Origin of the sequence: Buttiauxella sp. BIGb0552 (assembly GCF_004366275.1) — a bacterium.
In the GTDB taxonomy this organism is placed as follows: Bacteria; Pseudomonadota; Gammaproteobacteria; order Enterobacterales; family Enterobacteriaceae; genus Buttiauxella; species Buttiauxella gaviniae.
Genome location: NZ_SODY01000001.1, coordinates 279048 through 303589 on the forward strand (window position 1 = coordinate 279048; position 24542 = coordinate 303589).

24 protein-coding genes are annotated in these 24542 nt (G+C 47.6%); 15 read left to right on the forward strand and 9 right to left on the reverse strand.

The features are described 5' to 3' along the window. Positions 1 to 194: 194 nt before the first annotated feature. A complete protein-coding gene (sohB, locus tag EDF88_RS01335; RefSeq protein WP_134182383.1) occupies positions 195 to 1244 on the forward strand; it encodes a protease SohB in 1050 nt (349 codons plus the stop codon). 51 nt (positions 1245 to 1295) lie between these two features. Here sohB and EDF88_RS01340 read toward each other — a convergent pair whose 3' ends face one another. Further along, positions 1296 to 1547 carry a YciN family protein gene (locus EDF88_RS01340; protein WP_034455430.1) on the reverse strand — a complete coding sequence of 84 codons (252 nt, stop codon included), beginning with the start codon at positions 1545 to 1547 and terminating at the stop codon, positions 1296 to 1298. A 403-nt stretch (positions 1548 to 1950) separates the two neighbouring features. On the opposite strand from EDF88_RS01340, the gene topA reads away from it, so the two are divergent. The 6 genes from topA (at position 1951) to acnA (ending at position 9480) form a co-directional block, all read left to right on the forward strand. Further along, positions 1951 to 4548, forward strand: coding sequence for a type I DNA topoisomerase (gene topA / locus EDF88_RS01345; RefSeq protein WP_134182385.1), 2598 nt, complete (start codon positions 1951 to 1953; stop codon positions 4546 to 4548). Positions 4549 to 4738: 190 nt separating this feature from the next. After that, on the forward strand, positions 4739 to 5713 hold the full coding sequence (gene cysB, locus EDF88_RS01350) for an HTH-type transcriptional regulator CysB (protein WP_064511628.1): 975 nt from the start codon (positions 4739 to 4741) through the stop codon (positions 5711 to 5713). A gap of 351 nt (positions 5714 to 6064) precedes the next feature. Further along, positions 6065 to 6193, forward strand: a complete 129-nt coding sequence (locus EDF88_RS01355) for a YmiA family putative membrane protein (protein WP_072009400.1) — start codon at positions 6065 to 6067, stop codon at positions 6191 to 6193. A 2-nt stretch (positions 6194 to 6195) separates the two neighbouring features. Further along, positions 6196 to 6366 carry a hypothetical protein gene (locus EDF88_RS24630; protein ID WP_166671931.1) on the forward strand — a complete coding sequence of 57 codons (171 nt, stop codon included), beginning with the start codon at positions 6196 to 6198 and terminating at the stop codon, positions 6364 to 6366. Between the two features lie 162 nt (positions 6367 to 6528). Beyond that, the gene (ymiC, locus tag EDF88_RS25030; protein ID WP_279586320.1) at positions 6529 to 6627 is read left to right on the forward strand and encodes a small membrane protein YmiC; all 99 of its coding nucleotides are present in this window, start codon (positions 6529 to 6531) and stop codon (positions 6625 to 6627) included. Positions 6628 to 6804: 177 nt separating this feature from the next. Continuing rightward, positions 6805 to 9480 (forward strand): aconitate hydratase AcnA, encoded by a 2676-nt coding sequence (gene acnA, locus EDF88_RS01360; protein ID WP_134182387.1) that lies wholly within the window; start codon positions 6805 to 6807, stop codon positions 9478 to 9480. Positions 9481 to 9515: 35 nt separating this feature from the next. Here the strand turns inward: acnA and ribA are convergent, their stop codons facing one another. Beyond that, complete coding sequence (ribA, locus tag EDF88_RS01365) at positions 9516 to 10109, reverse strand: GTP cyclohydrolase II (protein ID WP_134182389.1); 594 nt, start codon at positions 10107 to 10109, stop codon at positions 9516 to 9518. Between the two features lie 208 nt (positions 10110 to 10317). On the opposite strand from ribA, the gene pgpB reads away from it, so the two are divergent. From pgpB to yciH, 5 genes are all read left to right on the forward strand, one after another. After that, on the forward strand, positions 10318 to 11082 hold the full coding sequence (gene pgpB / locus EDF88_RS01370; RefSeq protein ID WP_064511626.1) for a phosphatidylglycerophosphatase B: 765 nt from the start codon (positions 10318 to 10320) through the stop codon (positions 11080 to 11082). Between the two features lie 142 nt (positions 11083 to 11224). Further along, a complete protein-coding gene (locus tag EDF88_RS01375) occupies positions 11225 to 11530 on the forward strand; it encodes a LapA family protein (RefSeq protein WP_034455436.1) in 306 nt (101 codons plus the stop codon). A gap of 6 nt (positions 11531 to 11536) precedes the next feature. Beyond that, positions 11537 to 12706: a lipopolysaccharide assembly protein LapB gene (gene lapB / locus EDF88_RS01380; RefSeq protein WP_134182391.1), complete on the forward strand. Its 1170-nt coding sequence runs from the start codon at positions 11537 to 11539 to the stop codon at positions 12704 to 12706. A 194-nt stretch (positions 12707 to 12900) separates the two neighbouring features. Further along, the gene (pyrF, locus tag EDF88_RS01385; protein WP_064511624.1) at positions 12901 to 13638 is read left to right on the forward strand and encodes an orotidine-5'-phosphate decarboxylase; all 738 of its coding nucleotides are present in this window, start codon (positions 12901 to 12903) and stop codon (positions 13636 to 13638) included. After that, positions 13638 to 13964 carry a stress response translation initiation inhibitor YciH gene (gene yciH, locus EDF88_RS01390; protein WP_064511623.1) on the forward strand — a complete coding sequence of 109 codons (327 nt, stop codon included), beginning with the start codon at positions 13638 to 13640 and terminating at the stop codon, positions 13962 to 13964. Before pyrF ends, yciH begins: the two co-directional genes overlap by 1 nt. A 138-nt stretch (positions 13965 to 14102) precedes the next feature. Here yciH and osmB read toward each other — a convergent pair whose 3' ends face one another. From osmB to EDF88_RS01410, 4 genes are all read right to left on the reverse strand, one after another. Then, positions 14103 to 14321, reverse strand: coding sequence for an osmotically-inducible lipoprotein OsmB (gene osmB, locus EDF88_RS01395; protein WP_064511622.1), 219 nt, complete (start codon positions 14319 to 14321; stop codon positions 14103 to 14105). Between the two features lie 264 nt (positions 14322 to 14585). Further along, on the reverse strand, positions 14586 to 15344 hold the full coding sequence (locus EDF88_RS01400; RefSeq protein ID WP_134182392.1) for a DNA-binding transcriptional regulator YciT: 759 nt from the start codon (positions 15342 to 15344) through the stop codon (positions 14586 to 14588). 42 nt (positions 15345 to 15386) lie between these two features. Further along, positions 15387 to 17819 (reverse strand): formate C-acetyltransferase/glycerol dehydratase family glycyl radical enzyme, encoded by a 2433-nt coding sequence (locus tag EDF88_RS01405; RefSeq protein ID WP_134182394.1) that lies wholly within the window; start codon positions 17817 to 17819, stop codon positions 15387 to 15389. A 4-nt stretch (positions 17820 to 17823) separates the two neighbouring features. Beyond that, the gene (locus EDF88_RS01410) at positions 17824 to 18723 is read right to left on the reverse strand and encodes a glycyl-radical enzyme activating protein (protein WP_134182396.1); all 900 of its coding nucleotides are present in this window, start codon (positions 18721 to 18723) and stop codon (positions 17824 to 17826) included. Between the two features lie 131 nt (positions 18724 to 18854). Here EDF88_RS01410 and fsa point away from each other — a divergent pair, with 131 nt between their 5' ends. Next, entirely contained in the window at positions 18855 to 19517 is a 663-nt protein-coding gene (gene fsa / locus EDF88_RS01415; RefSeq protein WP_134182398.1) for a fructose-6-phosphate aldolase, read from the forward strand. Positions 19518 to 19544: 27 nt separating this feature from the next. On the opposite strand, the gene EDF88_RS01420 is transcribed toward fsa, so the two are convergent. Beyond that, entirely contained in the window at positions 19545 to 19727 is a 183-nt protein-coding gene (locus tag EDF88_RS01420) for a hypothetical protein (RefSeq protein WP_034455445.1), read from the reverse strand. A 220-nt stretch (positions 19728 to 19947) separates the two neighbouring features. On the opposite strand from EDF88_RS01420, the gene EDF88_RS01425 reads away from it, so the two are divergent. Further along, positions 19948 to 20817, forward strand: coding sequence for a crotonase/enoyl-CoA hydratase family protein (locus tag EDF88_RS01425; protein WP_064511617.1), 870 nt, complete (start codon positions 19948 to 19950; stop codon positions 20815 to 20817). Between the two features lie 97 nt (positions 20818 to 20914). On the opposite strand, the gene EDF88_RS01430 is transcribed toward EDF88_RS01425, so the two are convergent. Beyond that, positions 20915 to 21805, reverse strand: coding sequence for a LysR substrate-binding domain-containing protein (locus EDF88_RS01430; RefSeq protein WP_134182400.1), 891 nt, complete (start codon positions 21803 to 21805; stop codon positions 20915 to 20917). A gap of 88 nt (positions 21806 to 21893) precedes the next feature. On the opposite strand from EDF88_RS01430, the gene EDF88_RS01435 reads away from it, so the two are divergent. Continuing rightward, the gene (locus EDF88_RS01435) at positions 21894 to 22268 is read left to right on the forward strand and encodes a carboxymuconolactone decarboxylase family protein (RefSeq protein ID WP_134182402.1); all 375 of its coding nucleotides are present in this window, start codon (positions 21894 to 21896) and stop codon (positions 22266 to 22268) included. Positions 22269 to 22300: 32 nt separating this feature from the next. On the opposite strand, the gene pdeR is transcribed toward EDF88_RS01435, so the two are convergent. After that, positions 22301 to 24292: a cyclic di-GMP phosphodiesterase gene (gene pdeR, locus EDF88_RS01440; protein WP_064511614.1), complete on the reverse strand. Its 1992-nt coding sequence runs from the start codon at positions 24290 to 24292 to the stop codon at positions 22301 to 22303. Between the last annotated feature and the right edge of the window lie 250 nt (positions 24293 to 24542).

Genomic DNA, 24542 nt, shown 5'->3' on the forward strand with positions numbered 1-24542 from the left:
TGCCTGAAAGGACTGGTTATTTCAATCAGGCAACAGGAGACAATACCTTTGATTAACATTTTGCAAAAGTTTCATTTTGCTAAAGGCATTCAGGAAGAGGGCTCGCAGCATTTATAGTTGCTTACAGACGTAGAATCACGGCTCGGTTACACTGGGCGATAGATATTTAATGCTCTGAATGGAAGGCGGAAAGCGTGGATCTGATTGCAAACTATGGGCTGTTTTTGGCGAAAATTGTCACGGTCGTTGCGGCTATTGGCATTCTTGTCACGATTATTGTGAATGTTGCCGGTCGCAAAAGAAATCAACGAGGTGAGCTGCGTCTCACCAATTTAAGTGAACAATACCAGGAAATGCAGGAAGAAATGCAGGTGGCAAGGCTTGATGACCATCAGCAAAAACTCTGGCATAAAGCTCAAAAGAAAAAACACAAACTCGAAGCGAAACAAGCAAAAGCACGCGCTAAACGAGGTGAAACGGTTATTTCTGGCAAGCCAACACTTTATGTGTTGGATTTTAAAGGAAGTATGGATGCTCACGAGGTTACTTCCCTGCGCGAAGAGATAACCGCAGTATTGGCCGTTGTGAAGCCTGAAGATGAGGTTCTGCTGCGTCTGGAGAGTCCTGGCGGTGTTGTTCATGGTTATGGGCTTGCTGCGTCACAATTACAGCGTCTGCGCGACAGCAAAGTACGTCTGACGGTTGCTGTGGACAAAGTAGCTGCCAGCGGTGGTTATATGATGGCGTGTGTGGCCGACAAAATCGTCGCTGCACCGTTTTCTATTATTGGCTCGATTGGTGTCGTTGCTCAGGTTCCAAACTTCCATCGCTTACTGAAACGCAATGATATAGATGTTGAGTTGCATACTGCCGGGCAGTACAAACGTACGTTGACACTGTTTGGTGAAAACACTGAGCAAGGGCGTGAGAAATTCCGTGAAGACCTCAACGAAACCCATCAGCTGTTTAAGCAGTTTGTCCATGATATGCGCCCATCATTAGATATTGATTCCGTAGCGACAGGTGAACATTGGTACGGCACTCAAGCTTTAGAAAAAGGTTTGGTCGATGCAGTGAGCACCAGCGATGATTTACTGATTAATCTGATGAAAGACCGCGAAGTGATCAACGTTCACTATACGCGCCGTAAAAAAATGATGGACCGTTTTACCGGTAGTGCGGCAAACAGCCTTGATAATCTGTTGCTGCGCTGGTGGCAACGTGGTGAAAAACCGCTGTTGTAATTAAATTCAGCGCGTAATTAAAAACGAGGCCTTTTGGCCTCGTTTTTTTGTTTAGTCTTGCAGGTGATATTTTTCAGCAAATACATGTGCAAGATGTTTAAACATATTAAATACGGCGGTGCTTTTGCCGGTAGGTAAGCCTTGCTCATCAAGGAAGTATTCACCTTTGAATACCAGCACCCCGTTTTTTTGTTCGACGTCAGTTGCTTCCATTCCATGCATGAAATCTTCATGGGCACGGATAACTTTGTTGGCTTCAATAATTAGCGACTGTTTATCGATAGGTTGAGTGGTCGGTTTCATGATTTCCTCCTTTAAAAACTGGCAGTAGTGTACTTCCGCTATACTGCAAAGGGCAATATCTCCTGAGTAAACCTAAGGTGATTTAATCAGTTTGGTGTGCTGGCAGGAATCGGAGCTGCATGCTAATAAAGTTGCGTAACTCATTTTATCAGGTAGAGTGTGACGCTTTCGCAAATCTGGCAACGGAATTGCTTGACATTCAACCAAAGTTCCGTCGTGCTATGTCACCGATGCGAAAGACTCGTTATCTCAATCACCTGCGAATGTTCGCTTAATCTGGCCGGTGATGAAAAAAGAGTTGATATCCATTGACGCTGTCGCAATATAGAAAAGCGCGTCGCCAGTGGAAGGTGCAACTAGCGTGCGACGTCTCCTGGAAGAATTACATTAGGTAAAGGTGAATATGGGTAAAGCTCTCGTCATCGTTGAGTCCCCGGCAAAAGCCAAAACGATCAACAAATATCTCGGGAATGACTACGTGGTTAAGTCCAGCGTCGGTCATATCCGTGATTTGCCGACCAGTGGATCAACCACCAAGAAGAGCGCTGACTCCGCCTCCACCAAAGGGACCAAAAAGGTCAAAAAGGATGAACGCGGCGCGCTCGTAAATCGTATGGGTGTCGATCCATGGCACAACTGGGAAGCACAGTACGAAGTGCTGCCTGGTAAGGAAAAAGTGGTTTCGGAACTGAAATCACTGGCTGAGAAAGCAGACCATATCTATCTCGCAACCGACCTTGACCGCGAAGGGGAAGCCATTGCGTGGCACCTGCGGGAAGTTATCGGTGGTGATGAAACGCGTTACAGCCGCGTTGTATTTAACGAGATCACAAAAAATGCAATTCAACAGGCCTTCGAAAAGCCGGGCGAATTGAATATTGACCGTGTTAACGCACAGCAAGCGCGTCGCTTTATGGACCGCGTTGTGGGCTACATGGTGTCTCCGCTGCTGTGGAAGAAGATTGCCCGTGGTTTGTCTGCCGGTCGTGTACAGTCTGTTGCTGTGCGTCTGGTTGTTGACCGCGAACGCGAAATTAAAGCGTTTGTGCCGGAAGAATATTGGGAAGTTGACGCGAACCTGACGACGCCGAAAGGCGATAGTCTGCCTGTTCAGGTCAGTCACCATAAAGACAAGCCATTCCGCCCGGTTAACCGTGAGCAGACCATGTCTGCGGTTAGCGAGCTGGAAAAAGCCAGTTATTCGGTACTTGAGCGTGAAGATAAGCCAACCAGCAGCAAGCCTGGTGCGCCTTTCATCACCTCCACTTTGCAGCAAGCTGCAAGTACCCGTCTTGGTTTTGGCGTGAAGAAAACCATGATGATGGCACAGCGTCTTTATGAAGCGGGCCATATTACTTACATGCGTACTGACTCAACTAACTTGAGCCAGGATGCGGTGAGCATGGTACGTGGTTATATCGAAGAGAGTTTCGGTAAGAAATATCTTCCAGAAGCCGCGAATCATTACTCCAGCAAAGAAAACTCTCAAGAAGCGCACGAAGCGATTCGTCCTTCTGATGTGAGTGTTGTTGCCGAGTCGCTCAAAGACATGGAAGCTGATGCACAGAAACTTTACCAGTTGATCTGGCGCCAGTTTGTCGCGTGTCAGATGACACCTGCGCAGTACGATTCCACCACCTTAACGGTACAAGCCGGTGATTTCCGTCTGAAAACGCGTGGCCGTACGCTGCGTTTTGATGGCTGGACGAAAGTGATGCCTGCGCTGCGTAAGGGTGATGAAGACCGTACATTGCCAGCTGTAGAGCAGGGTGATGAACTCGCTCTGGTTGAAATCATTCCAGGTCAGCACTTTACTAAACCACCGGCTCGTTTTAGTGAAGCCTCGTTGGTTAAAGAGTTGGAGAAACGTGGGATTGGTCGCCCGTCTACGTACGCATCGATCATTTCCACCATCCAGGATCGTGGTTATGTGCGTGTAGAAAACCGCCGTTTCTATGCTGAAAAAATGGGCGAAATTGTTACTGATCGCCTGGAAGAAAACTTCCGTGAGCTGATGAACTACGATTTCACCGCGCAAATGGAAAGCAGCCTTGACCAGGTGGCCAATAATCAGGCCGAGTGGAAAGGGGTGCTGGACAACTTCTTTAGCGATTTCAGTGAGCAGCTTGGTAAAGCTGAGCTGGATCCGGAAGAAGGCGGTATGCGTCCAAACCAGATGGTACTGACCAGCATCGATTGCCCAACTTGTGGCCGTGAAATGGGAATTCGTACTGCAAGTACTGGCGTATTCCTCGGTTGTTCTGGTTACGCTTTGCCTGTTAAAGAGCGCTGCAAAACCACCATTAACCTGGTGCCGGAAAACGAAGTCCTCAATGTGCTCGAAGGCGATGACGCGGAAACTAACGCGCTGCGTGCGAAACGTCGTTGTACCAAATGTGGCACGGCGATGGACAGCTACCTCATCGATCCAAAACGTAAACTGCACGTTTGTGGTAATAACCCAACGTGTGATGGTTACGAAATCGAAGAGGGCGAGTTCCGCATTAAGGGTTATGACGGCCCAATCGTTGAGTGTGAGAAATGTGGTTCTGAAATGCACCTGAAAATGGGCCGTTTCGGTAAGTACATGGCTTGTACTAACGACGATTGCAAAAATACCCGCAAGATCCTGCGTAACGGCGAAGTGGCTCCTCCGAAGGAAGATCCTGTTCCGTTGCCAGAGCTTCCTTGCGAGAAGTCAGATGCGTATTTCGTCCTGCGTGATGGCGCGGCGGGTGTTTTCCTTGCGGCAAACACGTTCCCTAAATCGCGTGAAACACGTGCGCCATTAGTGGAAGAACTGTATCGCTTCCGTGAACGTCTGCCAGAAAAACTGCGTTATCTGGCTGATGCTCCGCAACAAGATGCGGACGGTAACAAAGCGGTTGTTCGCTTTAGCCGTAAGACTAAACAGCAGTACGTCTCTTCCGAGAAAGAAGGTAAAGCGACGGGTTGGTCAGCATTCTTTGTGGATGGTAAATGGGTTGAAGGCAAGAAGTAACCGCCTTTAATGTGAAAAGCCGGGGCTATTGCTCCGGCTTTTTTATATCCTCTTATATAACCTGATTATTATTTTTTCTTTCTAACTATACATAGATGGTATAACTGATATAGTGGTTTCAGAGATTTTCACCTCGTCTGATCCCCGCCGTTGTTCATACCGGGGCTGCTTTTACTGCGGATGGAACGCCATGAAACTACAGCAACTTCGTTATATCGTAGAGGTGGTAAATCACAACCTCAACGTCTCGTCGACGGCAGAAGGGCTTTACACTTCTCAGCCGGGGATCAGTAAACAAGTTCGTATGTTGGAAGATGAACTGGGGATTCAGATCTTTGCACGTAGCGGCAAGCACCTGACTCAGGTGACTCCTGCTGGGCAAGAGATTATTCGAATTGCCCGCGAAGTGCTCTCAAAAGTGGATGCTATAAAGTCTGTCGCCGGTGAGCACACCTGGCCGGACAAAGGTTCGCTCTATGTCGCTACAACCCATACACAGGCTCGCTACGCGCTGCCAAATGTGATTAAAGGGTTTATTGAGCGCTACCCTCGTGTCTCGCTGCATATGCACCAGGGTTCACCAACACAAATTGCAGAAGCAGTTTCTAAAGGCAATGCCGATTTTGCGATAGCGACCGAAGCGTTGCACCTTTACGACGATCTCGTGATGCTTCCGTGCTATCACTGGAACCGTTCGATTGTTGTCACGCCGGATCACCCGCTAGCATCAAAAGAGTCTGTCTCTATTGAAGAGCTGGCGCAATATCCGCTGGTTACCTACACCTTTGGCTTCACCGGGCGTTCTGAATTAGATACGGCATTTAATCGTGCAGGACTAACACCACGTATCGTGTTCACAGCAACTGATGCTGATGTGATTAAAACTTACGTGCGCCTGGGATTAGGGGTAGGGGTTATTGCCAGCATGGCGGTGGACCCGGTGTCAGACCCTGATTTGGTGCGTATTGAAGCACAAGGCGTGTTCAGCCACAGCACGACGAAAATTGGTTTCCGCCGCAGCACGTTCTTGCGCAGTTACATGTATGATTTCATTCAGCGTTTTGCCCCGCATCTGACTCGTGATGTGGTTGATACCGCTGTAGCATTAAAATCTAACGAAGATATTGAAGCGATGTTTAAAGATATTAAACTACCAGCAAAATAATATCGCGAGGTATCTTTCCATGCGCGAAAGATACCTCTTCTCATTTGCATAAAGAATATGATTTACCTCTCTCCGTATTTATTCCCTTCTTAAATCGCTAATTGCCCACACCATATGAATGGTTAATGTGTCTCAATTAAGAGACAAACGTAGATAATAAATAACCTCTGCGCAAATTTACTGTTTCAATTATTTATTTCAGGTCAAAAGATTAAATATTTACCTGTATCTGGAAAGCAATTTCGCTGGCTTTTGTACTAGAGTTTCTTTAGGATTAATCCCAGCTGGCGATTAATTATACCGATTGTTTAATGATTTATGATAAGTGGTGCCGATTGTATGAGGTTAGCAATGCCTTCAGGAAGTGAAGAACCGCAAAAGGAAACAGGGCTTAAACGTAAAGCCTGGATGGCGGTGTTTCTCGTATCAGGTCTGTTCTGGCTTGTGGTAGCGTTGGCAGCCTGGCATTTTTGGGGGTAATTATGACAGCCCTTGCTCAAACACAAGTGCAAAAAAGTGTACTTCAGCAAGATGACAAGTCTCAGCAAGAAGCAAAATCTGGAGAAGTACAGGTTCCTGCGTCGTGGCAGTTGACTCAAGAACAAAAAGAATTTATCGATCTGTTTTCAGCAGACGAACATATAGAACAATAAGAGTTATTTTTATTTACCTTTATTTAACTTGCGGTCAATCACACTTTTTTATTATATGTGATTAACACCTCACTCTTTAAGTAATCACTACACACAGCAATATTCAAACAGACTGATTAATTATTCAGTCATAGTGTTTACCAAAAATAAAGAGAGTGGATTATGGATACTCACTGTAGTGCCAAATACTGGTCATGGCTTAGCGTATTTTCCGTTTCGTTTGCATTTTGGGCCCACATGGTCTGGATGCTGACTCACTAATTATTCCAACACCCCGGCCATCTCCGGGGTGTAATCAAATCCCCCATCTGTGTTTACACAACCTGATTTATCAATTTGGGTTGTTATCAAATCGTTACGACATCTTTGTGTTATCTTTAATACTGTCCCTGATCTTAGTCAGGGATACCGCTATCCTAAGAAATTTACGGAGGAGCTATGTCGTTAACGCTACGAGAGGCCAGTAAGGATACTTTACAGGCGCTGAATAAAACCTATCACTATTACAGCTTGCCGCTGGCCGCAAAGGAACTTGGGGATATCACTCGTTTACCCAAGTCATTGAAAGTTCTGCTTGAAAACCTGCTGCGCTGGCAGGATGAAAACTCCGTCACTCAAGATGATATTCATGCCCTGGCCGCCTGGCTGAAGAATGCTCATGCCGATCGTGAAATTGCTTATCGCCCGGCGCGTGTTCTGATGCAGGATTTTACTGGCGTACCGGCAGTGGTTGATTTAGCCGCCATGCGTGAAGCCGTAAAACGTCTGGGCGGAGATGTTGCCAAAGTTAATCCACTTTCCCCTGTTGACCTTGTTATTGACCACTCCGTGACTGTCGATCATTTCGGTAATGACGATGCTTTTGAAGAAAACGTTCGCCTGGAAATGGAACGTAACCATGAGCGATATGTTTTCCTGCGCTGGGGCCAACAAGCATTTAGTCGGTTTAGTGTGGTACCGCCGGGTACTGGAATCTGCCACCAGGTCAACCTGGAATATCTTGGCAAAGCAGTATGGAGCGAAATGCAGGGTGATGAGCTGGTAGCTTATCCAGACACGCTGGTGGGCACCGATTCGCACACCACGATGATCAACGGCCTTGGTGTTCTGGGATGGGGGGTAGGCGGTATAGAAGCCGAAGCTGCCATGCTTGGACAACCTGTTTCGATGCTCATCCCGGATGTTGTAGGCTTTAAACTTAATGGTAAATTGCGGGAGGGCATTACTGCGACCGACCTCGTACTCACCGTCACGCAAATGCTACGTAAACACGGTGTGGTTGGTAAATTCGTTGAATTCTATGGCGATGGCCTGGACTCATTGCCACTGGCCGACCGCGCAACCATCGCCAATATGGCACCAGAATATGGTGCAACCTGCGGATTCTTCCCGATTGATACCGTCACGCTGGATTACATGCGCCTGAGCGGGCGTAGCGAACAACAAATCGCACTGGTGGAAGCCTATGCGAAGGTTCAGGGGATGTGGCGTAATACGGGCGATGAGCCTGTATTTACCAGCACACTGTCACTGGATATGAATGAGGTTGAAGCAAGCCTTGCCGGGCCGAAACGCCCACAGGATCGTGTAGCGTTGGGTGATGTGCCAAAAGCCTTTAGCGCTAGTAATGAGCTTGAAGTAAATAGCAGCCATAAAGATCGCGCACCCGTGGATTACACCATGGGCGGGAAGAGCTATCAGTTGCCAGATGGGGCGGTGGTTATTTCGGCCATTACGTCTTGTACTAACACTTCAAACCCAAGTGTCCTGATGGCGGCGGGCTTGCTGGCTAAAAAAGCCGTGACTTTAGGTTTAAAACGCCAGCCGTGGGTAAAAGCTTCACTGGCACCAGGCTCTAAAGTTGTTTCGGATTATCTTGCGAAGGCAAAACTTACTCCTTATCTCGATGAGCTAGGTTTTAACCTGGTAGGTTATGGCTGCACCACCTGTATTGGTAACTCCGGGCCGTTGCCGGATCCCATCGAACAGGCAATTAAGAAGGGTGATCTGACCGTTGGTGCCGTGTTGTCAGGAAACCGTAACTTCGAAGGTCGTATTCACCCGCTGGTGAAAACTAACTGGCTGGCATCGCCACCGCTAGTGGTTGCTTATGCGCTTGCCGGGAATATGAACGTTAATTTGACCACCGATCCACTTGGGCATGACCGCAAAGGTGATCCTGTTTACCTCAAAGATATTTGGCCGAGCAGCCAGGAAATTGCCCGTGCAGTCGCGCAGGTATCAACGGAAATGTTCCACAAAGAGTACGCTGAAGTCTTTGAGGGAACGCCTGAGTGGCAAAGTATCGAGGTAGACCATTCAGATACCTATGGCTGGCAGAGTGATTCTACTTATATTCGTCTGTCGCCATTCTTTGATGAAATGGAAGCTACGCCGAAACCATTGCAGGACATTCATGGTGCCCGCGTGCTGGCCATGCTGGGGGATTCAGTAACTACTGATCACATCTCACCAGCCGGGAGTATTAAGCCTGATAGTCCGGCAGGGCGTTACCTACAAAACCATGGTGTTGAGCGCAAAGATTTTAACTCCTATGGATCGCGTAGGGGTAACCACGAAGTGATGATGCGTGGGACTTTTGCCAACATTCGCATCCGTAACGAAATGGTGCCGGGTGTTGAAGGGGGGATGACGCGTTTGCTTCCTGGCGACGAAGTCATCTCAATTTATGACGCTGCAATGAAATATCGCGACAAAGGCATTCCGCTCGCGGTATTTGCCGGTAAAGAGTATGGCTCCGGTTCCAGCCGTGACTGGGCGGCAAAAGGCCCGCGTCTGCTTGGGGTACGAGTGGTTATCTCTGAGTCATTTGAGCGTATCCACCGTTCAAACTTGATTGGCATGGGTATTTTACCACTGGAATTCCCGCAGGGAGTGACGCGTAAAACGTTAGGTCTGACGGGGGAGGAGTTTATTGATATCAGTGGGCTCAATGATCTGACGCCAGGCGCTACGGTTCCGGTGAAATTAACCTTCGCCGATGGTAGACAAGAGGTGGTGGAGTGCCGCTGCCGTATTGATACCGGCAATGAACTGACATACTTCAAAAATGATGGCATCCTGCATTACGTTATTCGCAACATGCTAAATTAGACAAAAATCTCCCCCAGCGATGGGGGAGAAATCTCTTAATCTTCGGACAGCAAATGGCCCATTTTAGCGGCCTTAGTATCCAGGTAATGCGCGTTTTTCGGATTACGGCCCACGATCAGTGGCACACGTTCAATGATATTAATCCCCGCTTCACTGAGAATTTCTACCTTACGTGGGTTGTTGGTCAACAAGCGTACCGCGTCGACACTTAATAGCTTAAACATGTCAGCACACAGCGTGAAGTCACGTTCATCGGCGGCAAAGCCGAGTTGGTGGTTGGCTTCGACCGTATCGTAGCCTTTATCCTGCAATGCATAGGCGCGGATTTTATTAAGTAGACCAATGTTACGACCTTCTTGACGGTGATATAACAAAATACCGCGGCCTTCTTCTGCAATCTGGGAAAGAGCTGCTTCAAGCTGGAAACCGCAATCACAGCGCAGGCTGAATAGGGCATCCCCCGTCAGACACTCAGAATGCACTCGCGCCAGAACAGAATCATTCCCGCTAATATCACCAAAAACCAGAGCAACGTGGTCTTGTCCAGTTGCCAGTTCTTCAAAGCCCACCATCAGGAAATCGCCCCATGGGGTTGGCAGTTTGGCTTCTGCCACACGTTTAAGCTGCATGTGATTCTCCAGGTACTTATGTTGGCACTCATCGTGCCTGCCAGCTGTCTGGCTTGTTTAATTACTTCTGGCTATTTTGCCACAACGGCGGGTACTTCACCTAATTGACTGCCACGGCTCCTATTTTTACGCTTTGCGTTACGCTACGTTTTCCCATCGGTGCGCTTTTTCAGGTATTCTTAATGTTCAAATTGCATAAGGATAAGTGATGCGGGCAATAGCAAAGCGAACGACAATTGGTGCTGGAATACTGTTAATCATGCCTTTAGCCGTATGGATTTCGGGGTGGCAGTGGGTTCCGGGAGGAAATAGTGTCTGGCTTAAAATGATGTATTGGGTGACCGAAACTGTAACTCAGCCCTGGGGCATTATTACTCATGTTGTGTTGTGCGGTTGGTTTTTGTGGTGCCTGAGGTTTCGCTTAAAAGCAGCTCTAATGCTATTTGCCATACTCGGTGCAGCTATCCTTATTGGGCAGGGCGTAAAATCTGTCATCAAAGATAAAGTGCAGGAACCGCGGCCGTTTGTTGTATGGCTGGAAAAGACGCAACATATTCCAACTGATGAGTTCTACAATTTAAAGCGTAAGCAGCGTAGCGAACTGGTAAAAAGCCAGCTTGAAACGCAACAGGAAGTCCCTGGTTGGTTACGTAAACACTGGCAAAAAGAGACCGGTTTTGCATTTCCATCAGGGCACACGATGTTTGCGGCAAGTTGGGCCTTGTTGGGTGTTGGACTGTTGTGGCCTCGCAGGCGAACTTTGACAATTGCTTTGCTGTTAGTTTGGGCAACAGGTGTAATGGGCAGCCGGTTGCTTCTCGGGATGCATTGGCCACGGGATTTAGTGGTAGCCACAATCATCTCCTGGGCATTGATAACATTGGCAACCTGGCTTGCACAAAAATTATGCGGCCCGCTTTCACCGCCGCCGCAAGAAGCTGATGAAATAGCCGAACGGGATGATGAGCCTTGAGATTATTGATTTAATCCCCATTTCTTATGAATTGGACGCTCTCTATGGATTCCCCGAACACCCGGGAAATGGTAGTTTATACCGTTGGGTAAAAGCATTCGGGCATAATTTAGTCGCGTAAGACCACATGACGGGAAGTAATGTGAAATACTTATTCATTTTCTTACTGGTGCTAGCGATTTTTGTGATTTCTGTCACTCTGGGCGCGCAAAACGATCAGGTAGTCAATTTCAACTATCTGTTGGCACAAGGCGAATACCGCGTCTCCACTTTGTTGGCGACTCTTTTTGCTGCTGGTTTTTTACTGGGCTGGCTGATTTGTGGCCTGTTCTGGTTGCGCTTGCGGGTATCACTTGCGCGCGCCGATCGTAAAATTAAACGCCTGGAGCAGCAAATTACTACAGATTCTGATGTTACTGCGGCTGTTGTACCGGCTGTGAAGGAATAACCTGCCATGCTGGAATTGTTGTTTCTGCTACTTCCTATCGCTGCCGCCTACGGCTGGTATATGGGGCGAAGAAGCGCACAACAAGATAAACAACAAGAGGCTAATCGCCTGTCGCGTGACTACGTGGCGGGGGTTAACTTCTTGCTGTCAAACCAGCAAGATAAAGCTGTGGATCTTTTCCTCGATATGCTCAAGGAAGATACCAGTACTGTTGAAGCCCATCTCACGCTTGGTAACCTGTTCCGCTCTCGTGGTGAGGTCGACCGCGCTATCCGTATCCACCAGTCTTTAATGGAAAGTGCTTCACTAACCTACGAACAGCGCTTGCTGGCCGTGCAGCAGTTGGGCCGTGATTATATGGCTGCGGGATTGTACGACCGCGCTGAAGATATGTTTGCCCAGTTGATCGATGAAACTGATTTCCGAATCGGCGCGTTGCAACAATTGTTGCTGATTCACCAGGCAACCAGCGACTGGCAAAAAGCCATTGAAGTAGCAGAACGTTTGGTTAAGCTCGGAAAAGATAAGCAGCGTACAGAAATTGCCCACTTCTATTGTGAGCAGGCGGTGCAATTGATGGGGAGCGATGATCTTGATCGAGCCATGTCTTTGCTTAAGAAAGGGGCTGCTGCCGATAAAAATTGCGCGCGCATATCTATCATGATGGGTCGCATCTTCATGGCTCGTAACGAATATGCAAAAGCCGTTGAGACATTGCAGCGCGTTATTGATCAAGATAGCGAATTAGTCAGCGAAACGCTGGAAATGCTACAGACCTGCTATCAGCAATTAAATAAACCGCAAGAGTGGGAAGCGTTCTTAAAACGCTGTGTTGAAGAAAACACCGGAGCAGGTGCAGAGTTGATGCTGGCTGAGATTCTCGAACATAAAGAGGGGTCTGAAGTCGCGCAAGTTTATATCAACCGACAGCTCCAGCGTCATCCTACTATGCGTGTGTTCCATCGTCTGATGGATTACCACTTGCAGGAAGCAGAAGAAGGGCGTGCGAAAGAGAGCCTGATGGTGCTTCGTGACATGGTTGGTGAACAGGTTCGCACTAAACCGCGCTATCGTTGTCAGAAATGTGGCTTCACGGCTTTTACGCTCTATTGGCATTGTCCTTCTTGCCGGGCATGGTCAACGATTAAACCTATCCGAGGCCTGGATGGGCAATAACAGGTATTTATAAAAAAAAGAGATATTTTAGTTACAACATACTAATGATCTTTTCTGTAAAACACACCTCAGCATCGAGTCAATCATGACTGGCAGGGTGTAATGGCAACTGTAATTTTGCGTGTGCCACGAGTAGAATGCTTGCCGTTTATCTCTATGCGGCGCAGTGCTGTCCAACATCAGAAGGTTTAGTCATGAATTCAACTGCATCATCCTCCTCCCTTGTTGCCACCGATTCTCCTATTGTTGTCGCACTTGATTACGATAATCGTGATAAAGCCTTAGCATTCATCGATCGCATCGACCCGCGTGATTGCCGTCTAAAAGTGGGCAAAGAGATGTTTACTTTGTTTGGACCGCAATTGGTGCGAGATATTCAGGTACGTGGCTTTGACGTATTCCTTGATCTGAAATTTCACGATATTCCGAATACGACGGCACATGCAGTTGCCGCTGCGGCAGAACTTGGTGTCTGGATGGTGAACGTTCATGCCAGCGGTGGGGCTCGTATGATGACGGCTGCACGTGAAGCTTTGCTGCCATTTGGCAACGATGCACCATTACTGATTGCCGTTACTGTCCTTACCAGCATGGAAGCAAGCGATCTGGTCGATCTCGGCATTGCTGCCACTCCAGCTGAACACGCTGAGCGCCTGGCTCGTTTGACACAAAATTGTGGTTTAGATGGTGTGGTTTGTTCTGCTCAGGAAGCTGTGCGTTTCAAGAGCGAATTGGGCCAATCATTTAAGCTCGTTACACCTGGCATTCGCCCGGTTGGAAGCGATGCAGGCGATCAGCGCCGCATCATGACTCCGCAGCAAGCACAAACGGCGGGTGTAGACTTCATGGTAATTGGGCGTCCGATCACCCAATCTGCAAATCCTTCTCAGACGCTGCGTGATATCCGCGCTTCATTGCTGCAAGGTGAATGATGAAAGACGATAACAGCCGTTTAGTTTACTCAACTGAAACAGGTCGCATTGATGAGCCTGCGTCGGCACCCGTTCGCCCAAAAGGTGATGGTGTGGTGCGGATTCAACGACAAACCAGTGGCCGTAAAGGCAAAGGTGTATGTTTGATTACCGGTATCGATGCGGATGACGCGCAATTAGCAACGCTCGCCGCCGAACTGAAGAAAAAATGTGGTTGTGGTGGTTCACTAAAAGATGGCGTTATTGAGATTCAGGGTGATAAACGTGACCTGATTAAATCTCTGCTTGAAGCAAAAGGTATGAAAGTAAAATTAGCAGGTGGTTGATTCGTTTAAGATATAATAGAAACAATCAGGCCACGGTAAATATACCGTGGCCTTTTATTATGACTGCTGAAAGTCAGACCTGAATATTAAAGATTTTATAATGTGTAAAAGCATTTACGCTTTTGCTGGTATCAAGCTTTATTTACTTACTTGATGACCGATAATACCACCTACAGCTGCACCACCTAATGTGCCAAGTGCACTACCGTCAGTTAAGACAGCACCACCAACAGCACCGGCACCTGCACCAATCGCGGTGTTACGGTCACGTTTGGACCAGTTTGAGCAGGCGCTCAGAGAGGTAGCAACGGTTAAAGCCAGCACAACGGCAGCAATTTTTTTGTTATTTAAGGTCATAATACTTTCTCCTGAATTATTGATTCACGGAAATAGTCTCTAGTTAAGTATAGTGGCAATAAACCAACTTATAGAGCGTTCCGCGAAACTGCATAACGATATAAGACCTAAAAGATAACTACGGTGATTATCACTTCCTGTTATATCGCTGATAAATATTCTAATTTGTATTGGAAATAACAATAGGTAAATAATCTTAAAGGATAGGCAGGATAATTCTGATAAGAGAGCTGCCTACTGGGCCGCAGGCAGCTAAAAAGGTTCTCAGGCGATCGGAAATTGTTTAACAATATTGACCTGTATCCCCGTATCCTGCAATTGTTGGCTAGCAACTCCGCTAAGCGCATCGTCTGTAATGACGCGGTTAATGTGTGAGAGCGGGCCGAGAGTGTAGGGGTGCATCGCACCAAACTTAGAACTGTCAGTCAGTACAATGGTTTCACTACCTTTTTCCAGCACAGTATTAACCACATCAGCGCGCATCATGTCGCGGCTGGTAAATCCGGTTTCTGGTAAAAAACCGTCAATACCGATAAATGCTTTGCTGAAATGGACTTGCTGGATAAATTGGCGCGTCAGAGGGCCAACCATGCTTTCACTCTTTTTCTGGTAAATGCCACCCAGCAACACAACTTCACAATCGGTATCTTTCAAAAGATGCGCAATGTAGCTACTGACGGTAATCAGAGTTATTTTTTTCTGCTCGGCTAACGCGCGAGCCAGCAGTGCATTGCAACTGCCATTTTCGATAAAAATCGTTTCACCGTCGTTTACCAATGTTGCGGCAAAATCAGCAAGATGACGCTTCAACGAATAATTGTTCATCATTCGGGTTTCGACATCTTCACTATCTAGCGGAACGGCATAACCGTGAGCACGTTTCAGATAACTTTTCTTCTCCAGAAGATTGAGATCCTGGCGAATAGTGACTTCTGAGACACCGGTTTTTTTAGCGAGATCGGCCACACTCATGCGGCCTTGATCTATCACCATCTGTAAAATAATTTGTTGTCTGGAGTTCATGTCAGCCAATTTTGAGGCGGTGCTTAATGCACCGCCGGATTATCAAAGTGTATGTTCTGTGCGGGCTATAATATCATCCTGCGCGTCTGGAGATAAGGCAGTAAAGAAAGCAGAATAACCTGCTACGCGCACCACCAGGTCACGATACTTATCAGGATATTGTTTGGCATCAATCAGTGTTTCACGGGAAACAATGTTGTATTGAACATGCCAGCCTTTATGCGCTTCAAAGAAAGTACGCAACATAAGCATCAATTTTTCACGGTCGCGTGGGTTATCTAATGTTGCCGGATTCAGCTTCTGGTTAAGCAACACGCCACCCAAAATCTTACTGGTTGGCAATTTGCCAACGGAGCTGATAACTGCCGTTGGGCCAAGACGGTCGGTGCCTGAGGCCGGGCTTGCACCTTCTGCCAGTGGCGTCGTTGCTTTACGTCCATCCGGGGTTGCCATTGTTGCGGCACCAAATGGTACGTTCGCAGATATAGATGAAGTACCCGCGTAGTAAGTTCCGCCGATAGGGCCACGACCAAAACGAGTATTGTGATACTGCTTCAGCTCGTCAATATAGGTTTGGTAAGCTCGAGCTAATAGTAAATCGACTTCATCTTCATCGTTGCCATATTTTGGGGCGCCATTAATCAGGCGCTGGCGTAGCTGTTCACCAGTCAAACCCTCAAAGTCATTGGCCAGTGCTTCAGCAAGCTGTTGTTGACCAATCACTCCTTGCTCGAACACCAATTTTTTCACTGCTGCAAGGCTGTTTCCAAGGTTGGCAATACCAACTTGCAGGCCAGAAACCCAGTCATATTTTGCGCCGCCTTGTTTAATACTTTTACCACGCTCAATGCAGTCATCCACTAGGGCTGAGCACAGAATGTCGTGAGCATTTTCTTCCAGAACCGTATCCACAACACACTCAATCTCTATGGATTTCTGGGTGTAATAGCGGATTTGAGCATCCCACGCATTCATCACCTGATCAAACTGGCTGAAGTTTCCGGCTGAGAGCGCATGTTCTTGCGGAAGGAAAACTTTACCGCTGGTAGCATCACGACCATGTTCGAGTGCAGCCAGCATGACACGAGCAAAGTTAATGAAACTCATGCCTGTGCAACGGTATCCCCATTTGCCGCCGACAGCTGTTTCAATACAACCAATCGCTGCGTAGTCGTATGCATCTTCACGACTGACACCGAGTTTAATAAACTCCTCAATCACGATTTCATCGTTGTTAAATGCAGGCATCCCGAAACCACAGCGAATCACCTGAACGCAAGCATCAAGGAAGTGATTACTCATTCCAGCATGGTAACGCACACTCAAGTTCGGCTGTGTTGAGCGTAACTGCCCACATGATTCAAGGATGGCGTATGAAAGTGGATTCACCGCATCTACAGCTTCACCATTAACCAGTGTCTGGCCACCAATGGTGACGTTTTGATAAAGCGGGCTGCCGGCAGAGGCTTTGGAGTGAGAACCAGAGCGGATTTTGTTCACTTCCAATAATTTCAACCAACAGCTTTGCAGGAGTTCGATAGCCTGGTCGCGACCTAAACTTTGCTCAAGTTCGACATCACGGCGATACCATGGATAGAGAAACTGATCGAGGCGGCCAAAAGATACGGAGTGGCCATTAGATTCTATCTGCAATACCAGCTGTATGAAGTAGCTCAACTGCAAAGCTTGCCAGAATGAGGTTGGTTTATGATGAGCAATGAGTTGGCAGTTTTCAGCAATGGCGAGCAGTTCATCACGGCGTGTAACACGTGATTCTGTGCTCGCCATTTCTTTGGCAAGCGCCGAATAGCGTAGAATATGCTCGCTTAATGCAACGAAAGTAATATCAATCGCTTTCAGGAATTGCTCTTTGTGCAGATCTTCCCAGTCGGTCAGGTGTAGACGTGAACGACGTTCGGCTACTTTTGCACGTAAACCATCAATGCCTAATTCCAGCAACAGTGGGAAGTTGACCGCCAGATGCGCATCGCCTGAAGTCATATTTCCTTCGGCTTTAATAATGCCACTTGCCAGTAACTCCTTTTGCTCGTCGGTGAACATTCCGTAGCAGCGATCCTGCACGGTTTGACCACGCCACCATGGGCAAATTTCATGCATCACCGCTTTATCAGCATCTGAAATTGAGAAACCCGCGCCAGGGCGGTCGCCCAACTCATCAATTTCAGTTTCAATCCATCCCACGGTGTACTCAGGGAAGAATGGTGCCCCGCGAACGTGGCTTGCCTGGTTACCAACGATCAATTCATCATGCTTAATCCAGATAGTGCGCTCAGCAAGGTGGTGGGCGAGTGCGAGAGCACGGCGCACGGGTAATGGTTTATCCTGGTGCTGTTGATAAATCGCTGTGTAATGTTGCGCACGCTCGGTACAAACTGGTGGCTTAACAATATGAATCAATGCTTCTTTATGATCTTTGATTCGTTGGCTTAAGGTGTTCAGGTTCAGTTGGGTCATCGGTTTATCCTCTTATCCAGGCGGTCATCCCTTTTTGGCTTGCGTACTGCTCAGCAAACTGCAGCAGTTCTGGCGCATCAAGGGGTTGGTGCGCGGCCAGATAAGGGATATTCAGGAGCTTGTATTTGTTGATACCTAAGGTGTGGTAAGGCAAAAAATGAATCGCTTTCGCACCGATTTCATCGGCAGCAAAATCAGCGATTGCGCGAATTGATTGCTCGTCGGCATTAAAATCTGGGATCAACGGCACGCGAATCGTCATTTCTACGTTGCGTGCAGCCAATTTGCGAAAGTTGTCCATTACACGTTCGACGTTGCCGTCGGTCCATTGTTTGAAGCGCTGCGCATCAACATGCTTAAGGTCGGCGAGCAGGAGATCCAGATGGTTAATCGACGGTTCTATGTATTTCCACGGCACATGGAGGCAAGACTCAACGGCGGTATGAATTCCTGCCTCTTTGCTTTTACGCAGCAGTTGCTCAGCCATTTCAGGCTGCATGAATGGTTCGCCGCCAGAAAGTGTAATTCCTCCACCGCTGCGGTCGTAAAATGGTCTGTCGCGAAGCACTTTCTGCATGATTGCATCAATACTTTGTGTCTCACCGCATACGCTTAATGCTTGGGTAGGGCAGCAATCCGTCAACGTAGTCATGTCGTCAGTCGTAAGCTTTTCACGGGCGATAATCAAAACGTCATCAATACGGCTGATTGCATGTGGTGCTGTCTGTGGACAAAGATCGCAACCAGCAAGGCATAGACGCTCGTCAAACAGCACATCCTGCCCACGAGCACGGCTTTCAGGGTTCTGGCACCAGCGGCAGCCCAGAGAGCAGCCTTTAAGGAATACGACTGTGCGAATCCCTGGACCATCATGTGTTGAGTAACGTTGGATATTAAATAGCATAAGCCCGCCTTAATCTTCTTTCGTAAATTAGATTACTTTCGAATGAAAGTTTTATTGATTTTGATCAGATAAAGACCAGACAGTGGCGTTATGATGTCGGGAATCAGATAGATGACCAATCCGGAGAGTTTATGGAACTGTATTTAGATACTGCTGACGTTGCCGCAGTGAAGCGCCTGGCGCGTGTTTTGCCGTTGCAGGGCGTAACAACCAATCCCTCCATCGTTGCCAAAGCGGGGATTTCTTTGTGGGAAGTACTACCGGCCTTGCAGGATGCATTAGGTGGTGAAGGCAAACTATTTGCTCAGGTCATTGCCGCGCAGGCTGACGAAATGGTGAAAGAGGCTGAATTACTAGTTAAGCGTGTCCCGGGTCTTGTTGTGAAAGTCCCTACCACGGTAGAAGGCCTGGCGGCGATTAAGCAGTTGAAGGTAATAGGCATTCCGACGTTGGGCACTGCGGTATATGGTGCAGCTCAAGGATTACTTGCCGCATTAGCTGGGGCTGAGTATGTTGCGCCGTACGTCAACCGCCTGGATGCGCAGGGTGGTGATGGTATTCAAATGGTGCAGGATTTACAGCAGTTGCTGACTCTGCACGCCCCACAATCTAAAGTGCTGGCCGCTAGTTTCCGTACACCACATCAGGCCATGTCATGTTTACTGGCAGGATGTGAAGCAATTACGCTACCTGTTGATGTCACTGAACAACTGTTAACGACACCGGCCGTGAATGCTGCGATTGCAACTTTCGAGAAAGACTGGCAAGGCGCATTCGGCTCATTGAGCCTATAAAAACGCCGGTTTTCACCGGCGTTAGATTCAAATCTCCCAGGGCGACTTTTTCAAGTCGCCTTCTTTTATCTCTTCACCATTAGCGATGTTCAGCAATTCCGTTTTCAGGATTTCAAGATTGTTAATAGCAGACGCATGATCGCCCCCCACCAGAATATCCAGCACGGTATCAATACGTTTTGCGAGTTGCAGAGGGTCCACTGAAGGCATAGTGCGTCCTGGTCAGTTGCGGAAAAGTGTTGCCTTCATAATGCAAAAAAAGGTCTGGAAAGAGAAGGCTCAATTGCGAATTTTTACCCTTACACATCAATCAATTATTGAACAACATATAAGTAATAATTATTAAACACTCCGATACATTCATCCTGGTGCGGTAGTGGATTAGTCTGATCCTGCGTGTAACACGCTTTCATAACATGAGGATAAGATAATGACAGTAATTAACCAGCCAACCTGCAAATTGTTCACGGACACTACTCGATTCACCCAGTTGTCGGGTTACTACGAGGCGGAACGTCGCACTGTGTGGATGATGTTAAGAGCACAGCCCCGTCCTTGCTTCAACCACAAGCTAATCGAAGAAATTATGAACCTGCGGTATCTGGTTCAACAGGAGGGTTTTGTGGTTGATTTTTGGGTGACAGGCTCTCTGGTGCAGGGAATGTATAACACTGGCGGCGATTTGGGCTTTTTTGTTGAATCAATACAGCAGGGGCGTCGTGAGGCATTGCGCGCATATGCCAGGGCTTGTGTCGACTGTGTCCATGCAGCCTCACGAGGGTTTGATAGCGGTGCAATTAGCCTTGCGATGGTTGAGGGCAGTGCATTAGGCGGGGGATTTGAAGCAGCACTAGCACATCATTTTGTGCTGGCACAACGAGATGCCCGTCTTGGTTTCCCGGAGATTGCTTTTAACCTCTTCCCGGGAATGGGGGCCTATTCATTGGTTGCACGCCGTTCAGGCATGAAACTTGCTGAAGAGCTGATTTATAAAGGAGAGTCTCACACCGCTGAGTGGCATCAGCAGTTTGGACTGGTTGATGAACTGTTTGAACCCGGTCAGGGTTATCTTGCTACTCGTACTTTCATTGATACATTGCAGCCTAAACTGAATGGTGTACGGGCTATGTTGCGTGCCCGTCAGCGTGTACTTCAACTCCCTCGATCGGAGTTGATGGATATCACCGAAGACTGGGTTGATGCAGCATTTTGCCTCGAAGCTAAGGATATCGCTTATATGGAAAGGTTAGTGCAAATGCAAAATCGTCACAGCGCTACAGCTTTGCGTAAAGCCAGTTAACACGTGAGCCAACGCTCGAATACGGCTGTGGGCATTGGTCTAAATCCTGCCGTTTGTTGACGCCATTCTTTTAAAGAAAGGCGTCTTCTTTCAGGTGTTAACGCCTCAGCAACTCAAGAAATGCCTGCAGAACAGGTGAAGGATTTTGTTTATCCCAGGCAACGCCAATACCCATCGTCAGAGGATAAGTCTCTTCCTTCAGTTTACGGAAAATAACCCCTTGTCGTTTGATGCACTGCAACGATGAAGGGACCAGAGCAATACCTTTTCCTTCCGCAATAAGCCCCAGCATGATGTGATGATCTTGCGGTTCCGGAATAATATGAGGCTTGAAATCAATCTTGTGGAAAAACGCCTGGCAGTAATCATAAAAGCCGGGATTTAACTTCCGCTCAAACCAGAACATCGGCTCGTCACGTAGTGAGTCAAAACTGATGACGCGTTTGTGCGCAAGTTTATGTCCTGCGGGCAAAGCCACCACCAGTGGATCTTCTAAAAGTTTTTCAACAGCAAGACCTTGAACGTCCGTGTGCAGGCCGATAAATGCCGCATCCATCGTCCCTTTTTTCACTGCACGAATGAGATTTATTGAATGATCTCCTGGTGTGTGGATTTGCCAGGCAGGAAACCGTTGGTGCAAAACCTCAGTCACATCAGGGATTGCACTTCGTTCGAACACTGTTGTGTAACCAACAACAAATTTCCCTCCAATGTTACTTTGCATCGCTTTTACGACGGCAATCGCTTTTTCTGCCTGAAGGATTGTGCGTTTCACTTCTGGTAAGAATGCGGCCCCCGCATCTGTGAGGGTGACACCCGTCTTGCTACGAAGAAATAACTGCACTCCGAGTTGGTCTTCTAATTGCCGAATTTGCCTGCTCAGAGGAGGTTGAGAAATATGCAGACGCAACGCGGCACGGCTGAAGTTGAGCTCTTCACTCACAGCCAGAAAATAACGAAACTGTCGTAAATCGATGGATTCATTCATACCAAAAAGGTATCACAAAAAGGGTATTGGATGCGTTGCTTAGTAAAATTTAGAGTTCGTTCACTACATAACAGAAGGGGATTCGAAAATGGAAAGTGAACGTTATCTACGAGGTCTGGAAAAATTAAAAGAGGTTGACGGGCATGCTGGTGAAAATGTCATTAAGAGTCTGAGTCATATAGCACCGGATTTTGCGCGTCTGCTGATTGAATTTCCATTTGGTGATATCTACTCAAGACCAGGTCTCGATTTAAAGGCCAGAGAAATTGCTGTTGTTGCAGCACTGACCGCACTTGGAAATGCGACGCCACAGCTCAAAGTCCATATCCAGGGCGCGCTGAATGTTGGCTGTTCGGAACAGGAAATTATTGAAGTGATCATGCAAATGGCGGTGTATGCAGGGTTTCCTTGCGCGTTGAATGGTCTATTTGCGGCGAAAGAAGTTTTTGCGCAAATAAAATAGCCAGATTTCCCTGGCTAATTTGGTCGCAAAGCTTATCGCGCCGTTCTGGCCTGATAGCGCTTTAACCAACGTTCGAATACGGCTGCGGGCATGGGCTTCGCAAATAAATACCCCTGCCGTTCGTTGACGCCATTCTTAGTCAGGAAGGCGTCTTCCTTTTGGTTCTCAACCCCTTCAGCGATGACCTGTAAATTAAGCGCCTGGGCGACTGCAACGATTGCACGCACCAGGGATTGGGAAACCGACTGCTTATGAATATCGCGCACAAAACTTTGATCGAGTTTTATCGCATCGATTGGGAAGCGGGCAAGCTGAGAAAGTGAGGAATAGCCCGTCCCAAAATCATCTAAATGCACCTGGGCACCCAAGCGACTGAATTGCTGAATTACCGAAAGCGCAAGGTCTTCATTTTCAATCAGGCAGCTTTCTGTAAGCTCAACATCAATCGGGCAGTATTCAAAATTAAGATCTTTCAGAGCTTGCTTCAGATCGGTGAAGATTGTTTGATCGGCTAACTGGCGGGCAGAAACGTTGACCGCAACGCGTAAATTAATGCCTTTATCACGCCATTTCGCCACCTGCTGAACCACACTTAACATTACCCATCGCCCAAGAGGCACAATTAACCCGGACTCTTCTGCATAAGAGATAAAATCCAACGGTGGAATCAGCCCGCGCTCCGGCGATTGCCAACGCACCAGTGCTTCCAGGCTTCTGACTTCACCTCTCCAGGTCATTTTAGGCTGATAGTGAATAACAAGTTGGTCATTATCGAGCGCTTTACGTAAGTTGGTGTCGAGCCACAAGTACTCAAACACGCGTTGATTCATTTCTGGAGCAAATACGCAGAACTTGCCACGACCACTCTCTTTGGCGGTATACATCGCGGTATCAGCATTTCGAATTAGACTTTCACGGTCTTCACCATGTTGCGGAGCCAGCGATATACCTAACGAGCAGCCGGAGTAGACTTCAATCAAACCAATGCGGAAGGGCTGTTTTAGTCGCGCCAGAATACGCGACGACATGGCTTCGAGCGTAGCCTGAGAGGTGTCAGTGGCGAGAACAATAAACTCATCTCCACCCAAACGCGCGAGTATCTGCCCTTCATCAAGGCAACTTAGAATCGCTAATGACACGGCCTGCAATAACTGGTCACCGAACATGTGCCCGTAAGCGTCATTCACTTTTTTAAAGTTATCAAGGTCGAGATAAACGATCCCTACCTGGGTTTCACCACGGTTTTCAATCGCGGAGGAGATTAAATCGTTGATGGCGTTACGATTTGGTAGGCCGGTTATGGTGTCGGTGTTCGCCAATACACGCAGGCGCTCCTGCGCACGGCGCTCTTCGGTGATATCAGTACCAGAACAGATCAAATAGATTTCATTCTTACCGCTACCGCTATGGACGAATTTGTTGCGAAACAAAAACAGCCGCTGGCCTTTTCGTGTTTTTATCCAACGTTCAACTTCGTAAGAATTTCCGTTACGAAAGAACCCGCTAATATTGCGCTTGGAAGCGGCGGCCTCACTACGGCTCATAAACAATTTAAAAACGTTTTGGCCAATAACTTCTTGTTCTTTAAGACCGGTATACTCTTCGCTCAAACGATTGAAGCGTTGAATATTGCCTAATTTGTCGAGAATAACGATGACAGAGTTTGCCTCCGAGACGACTTGTTCGGCGAATGAGAGTCCTTGCACCAAATCGCGGGCGACAGAAGGGGTGTCATTCCAGGCCGATGCCGAACCCGCCCACTCTTTTTTGGATACCTTACGGCCCACTAAATGTACGGAAACTTCATTACCAAATAATGAAATCGACATAGTGACGCTTGAGGTTATTACCGTCATTTGGCGGATTTGTTCCGCCTGCTCGGGCTCAAGAGCCACCACCTGGCTGATATCAGAGCTTTCGCTGGCTGCTAATTGCAGAGCGTTGCTATCGTTTGGTAAACGCCAGTATGGGCTGGTTGTCCCTAAATAACGGTAGAGCAGATTTTGCTCCAAATCGTCTTTCATGCTCTCTCCTGAACAGTGCCCGACATAGCGTGTCAGTCTGTTATTCATATTAGCAATATAAACCGATCTTAAAGCGACAACAGTGAGTTAAAGACATTGTTTTTGCAGAAGATGTGAAAAATCTGAATCTTCGGCACCTTGTTGATAGTTTTTCCTACCTTATAACAAGAAGAAAACGAGTTATGGTGCTAATCATTACCTCGTTGTGATTATGATCCTAAGAGTATTCACCACAAAAAAAGATCAAAAA

Excerpts from the sequence above, each read along its gene's own strand:
- EDF88_RS01340 (WP_034455430.1), bottom strand. The coding sequence starts at position 1,547 with ATGAAACCGACCACTCAACCTATCGATAAACAGTCGCTAATTATTGAA.
- topA (WP_134182385.1), top strand. The coding sequence starts at position 1,951 with ATGGGTAAAGCTCTCGTCATCGTTGAGTCCCCGGCAAAAGCCAAAACG.
- cysB (WP_064511628.1), top strand. The coding sequence starts at position 4,739 with ATGAAACTACAGCAACTTCGTTATATCGTAGAGGTGGTAAATCACAAC.
- EDF88_RS01355 (WP_072009400.1), top strand. The coding sequence starts at position 6,065 with ATGCCTTCAGGAAGTGAAGAACCGCAAAAGGAAACAGGGCTTAAACGT.
- EDF88_RS24630 (WP_166671931.1), top strand. The coding sequence starts at position 6,196 with ATGACAGCCCTTGCTCAAACACAAGTGCAAAAAAGTGTACTTCAGCAA.
- ymiC (WP_279586320.1), top strand. The coding sequence starts at position 6,529 with ATGGATACTCACTGTAGTGCCAAATACTGGTCATGGCTTAGCGTATTT.
- acnA (WP_134182387.1), top strand. The coding sequence starts at position 6,805 with ATGTCGTTAACGCTACGAGAGGCCAGTAAGGATACTTTACAGGCGCTG.
- ribA (WP_134182389.1), bottom strand. The coding sequence starts at position 10,109 with ATGCAGCTTAAACGTGTGGCAGAAGCCAAACTGCCAACCCCATGGGGC.
- pgpB (WP_064511626.1), top strand. The coding sequence starts at position 10,318 with ATGCGGGCAATAGCAAAGCGAACGACAATTGGTGCTGGAATACTGTTA.
- lapB (WP_134182391.1), top strand. The coding sequence starts at position 11,537 with ATGCTGGAATTGTTGTTTCTGCTACTTCCTATCGCTGCCGCCTACGGC.
- pyrF (WP_064511624.1), top strand. The coding sequence starts at position 12,901 with ATGAATTCAACTGCATCATCCTCCTCCCTTGTTGCCACCGATTCTCCT.
- yciH (WP_064511623.1), top strand. The coding sequence starts at position 13,638 with ATGAAAGACGATAACAGCCGTTTAGTTTACTCAACTGAAACAGGTCGC.
- osmB (WP_064511622.1), bottom strand. The coding sequence starts at position 14,321 with ATGACCTTAAATAACAAAAAAATTGCTGCCGTTGTGCTGGCTTTAACC.
- EDF88_RS01400 (WP_134182392.1), bottom strand. The coding sequence starts at position 15,344 with ATGAACTCCAGACAACAAATTATTTTACAGATGGTGATAGATCAAGGC.
- EDF88_RS01405 (WP_134182394.1), bottom strand. The coding sequence starts at position 17,819 with ATGACCCAACTGAACCTGAACACCTTAAGCCAACGAATCAAAGATCAT.
- EDF88_RS01410 (WP_134182396.1), bottom strand. The coding sequence starts at position 18,723 with ATGCTATTTAATATCCAACGTTACTCAACACATGATGGTCCAGGGATT.
- fsa (WP_134182398.1), top strand. The coding sequence starts at position 18,855 with ATGGAACTGTATTTAGATACTGCTGACGTTGCCGCAGTGAAGCGCCTG.
- EDF88_RS01420 (WP_034455445.1), bottom strand. The coding sequence starts at position 19,727 with ATGCCTTCAGTGGACCCTCTGCAACTCGCAAAACGTATTGATACCGTG.
- EDF88_RS01425 (WP_064511617.1), top strand. The coding sequence starts at position 19,948 with ATGACAGTAATTAACCAGCCAACCTGCAAATTGTTCACGGACACTACT.
- EDF88_RS01430 (WP_134182400.1), bottom strand. The coding sequence starts at position 21,805 with ATGAATGAATCCATCGATTTACGACAGTTTCGTTATTTTCTGGCTGTG.
- EDF88_RS01435 (WP_134182402.1), top strand. The coding sequence starts at position 21,894 with ATGGAAAGTGAACGTTATCTACGAGGTCTGGAAAAATTAAAAGAGGTT.
- pdeR (WP_064511614.1), bottom strand. The coding sequence starts at position 24,292 with ATGAAAGACGATTTGGAGCAAAATCTGCTCTACCGTTATTTAGGGACA.